Origin of the sequence: Escherichia sp. MOD1-EC5189 (assembly GCF_002966045.1) — a bacterium.
GTDB lineage: Bacteria > Pseudomonadota > Gammaproteobacteria > Enterobacterales > Enterobacteriaceae > Escherichia > Escherichia coli_F.
The window spans coordinates 1-2869 of record NZ_PTRX01000075.1 but is presented as its reverse complement, the minus strand read 5'-3'; the positions used below and the strand labels follow the sequence as shown (position 1 = coordinate 2869).

Annotated in this window: 2 protein-coding genes; both read left to right on the top strand. The window is 55.0% G+C overall.

Annotated features, from left to right (window positions below; translation table 11 throughout):
• Nucleotides 1-230 precede the first annotated feature (230 nt).
• Nucleotides 231-1760: an NADH-quinone oxidoreductase subunit M gene (gene nuoM / locus ATB02_RS25440; RefSeq protein WP_000926436.1), complete on the top strand. Its 1530-nt coding sequence runs from the start codon at nt 231-233 to the stop codon at nt 1758-1760.
• A gap of 6 nt (nt 1761-1766) precedes the next feature.
• Nucleotides 1767-2869, top strand: a 1103-nt coding sequence (nuoN, locus tag ATB02_RS25435) for an NADH-quinone oxidoreductase subunit NuoN (protein ID WP_105272400.1), incomplete at its 3' end; no start/stop codon positions are given.

Here is a 2869-nt window from a genome sequence, read left to right as displayed (position 1 = left end):
GGTATGTAGCATCCATGAGCATCGGTGCGGTCGTAGTGCTGGCACTGTTGATGGTACTGCGTTGAGTTAAGGATTGTGGGCTTGCCCCTGGGCATATAAGAACGTAGGTCGGATAAGCCGCCTTCGCGGCGCATCCGACACTACAACCACAATCCGAAGAGAATTTTCTGTCGTGAGAATTCGTTGAAAATCCGGTCCTGACGGGACTTTTACAAGGAATAAAGATCGCCATGTTACTACCCTGGCTAATATTAATTCCCTTTATCGGCGGCTTCCTGTGCTGGCAGACCGAACGCTTTGGCGTCAAGGTGCCGCGCTGGATCGCGCTGATCACCATGGGATTGACGCTGGCGCTGTCGCTGCAACTGTGGTTGCAGGGCGGTTATTCACTGACGCAATCCGCCGGAATTCCGCAGTGGCAGTCTGAATTCGACATGCCGTGGATCCCGCGTTTTGGTATCTCTATCCATCTCGCCATTGACGGGCTATCGCTGCTGATGGTCGTGCTGACCGGTCTGCTCGGTGTGCTGGCGGTACTCTGTTCGTGGAAAGAGATCGAAAAATATCAGGGCTTCTTCCACCTCAACCTGATGTGGATCCTGGGCGGCGTTATCGGCGTGTTCCTTGCCATCGACATGTTCCTGTTCTTCTTCTTCTGGGAAATGATGCTGGTGCCGATGTACTTCCTGATCGCACTGTGGGGGCATAAAGCCTCTGACGGTAAAACGCGTATCACGGCGGCAACCAAGTTCTTCATTTACACCCAGGCGAGTGGTCTGGTGATGCTGATCGCCATCCTGGCGCTGGTTTTTGTTCACTACAATGCGACTGGCGTCTGGACCTTCAACTATGAAGAGCTGCTGAATACGCCAATGTCTAACGGCGTGGAATATTTGCTGATGCTGGGCTTCTTCATCGCATTTGCGGTGAAAATGCCGGTGGTTCCGCTGCATGGCTGGCTGCCGGATGCGCACTCCCAGGCTCCGACCGCCGGTTCCGTTGACCTCGCGGGGATCTTGCTGAAAACTGCCGCTTACGGTTTGCTGCGTTTCTCCCTGCCGCTGTTCCCGAACGCGTCGGCAGAGTTTGCACCAATCGCTATGTGGCTGGGTGTTATCGGCATTTTCTACGGTGCGTGGATGGCCTTCGCCCAGACCGATATCAAACGTCTGATCGCCTACACCTCGGTTTCCCATATGGGCTTCGTGCTGATTGCTATCTACACCGGCAGCCAGTTGGCCTACCAGGGCGCGGTCATTCAGATGATTGCTCACGGCTTGTCGGCGGCGGGTCTGTTTATTCTCTGCGGTCAGCTTTATGAGCGTATCCATACCCGTGATATGCGCATGATGGGCGGTCTGTGGAGCAAAATGAAATGGCTGCCAGCACTGTCGCTGTTCTTTGCAGTGGCAACGCTTGGGATGCCAGGCACCGGTAACTTCGTCGGCGAATTTATGATCCTGTTCGGCAGCTTCCAGGTTGTCCCGATGATTACCGTTATCTCTACCTTCGGGCTGGTCTTTGCTTCTGTTTATTCGCTGGCGATGCTTCATCGCGCTTACTTCGGTAAAGCGAAAAGCGAGATTGCCAGCAAAGAACTGCCAGGGATGTCGCTGCGTGAGCTGTTTATGATCCTGTTGCTGGTGGTGCTGCTGGTACTGCTGGGCTTCTATCCGCAGCCGATTCTGGATACCTCGCATTCCGCGATTGGCAATATCCAGCAGTGGTTTGTTAATTCCGTTACTACTACAAGGCCGTAAATCGCCATGACAATAACTCCACAAAACCTGATCGCACTGCTACCGTTGCTGATCGTCGGCTTGACGGTGGTGGTTGTGATGCTCTCCATTGCGTGGCGACGCAATCATTTCCTCAACGCTACGCTCTCGGTTATTGGGCTTAACGCGGCGCTGGTTTCGCTCTGGTTTGTCGGCCAGGCGGGCGCTATGGACGTTACGCCGCTGATGCGCGTTGATGGTTTCGCCATGCTTTACACTGGGCTTGTATTGTTGGCGAGCCTCGCCACCTGTACTTTCGCCTACCCGTGGCTTGAAGGCTATAACGACAACAAGGACGAGTTCTACCTGTTGGTGTTAATTGCCGCTCTGGGCGGGATCCTGCTGGCGAATGCCAATCACCTGGCGTCTCTGTTCCTCGGTATTGAACTGATCTCTCTGCCGCTGTTTGGCCTGGTCGGTTACGCTTTCCGCCAGAAACGTTCGCTGGAAGCCAGTATCAAATACACCATCCTTTCTGCTGCAGCGTCTTCTTTCCTGCTGTTTGGTATGGCACTGGTGTACGCGCAGTCTGGCGACCTGTCGTTCGTTGCACTGGGTAAAAACCTTGGCGACGGCATGCTCAACGAGCCGCTGTTGCTGGCAGGTTTTGGCCTGATGATTGTCGGCCTCGGCTTCAAGCTCTCTCTGGTGCCGTTCCACCTGTGGACACCAGACGTATACCAGGGCGCGCCTGCGCCGGTTTCTACCTTCCTGGCGACGGCGAGCAAAATCGCTATCTTCGGCGTGGTGATGCGTCTGTTCCTTTACGCACCAGTGGGTGACAGCGAAGCGATTCGCGTGGTGCTGGCGATTATCGCCTTTGCCTCTATCATCTTCGGTAACCTGATGGCACTGAGCCAGACCAACATCAAACGTCTGCTCGGTTACTCGTCTATCTCTCACCTCGGCTATCTGCTGGTGGCGCTGATTGCGCTGCAAACCGGCGAGATGTCGATGGAAGCGGTAGGGGTTTACCTGGCGGGTTATTTGTTCAGCAGCCTCGGCGCATTTGGCGTAGTCAGCCTGATGTCCAGCCCGTACCGTGGCCCGGATGCTGATTCCCTGTTCTCTTACCGCGGTCTGTTCTGGCA

Coding starts and splice junctions, on each gene's coding strand:
- nuoM (WP_000926436.1), top strand. CDS start 231: ATGTTACTACCCTGGCTAATATTAATTCCCTTTATCGGCGGCTTCCTG.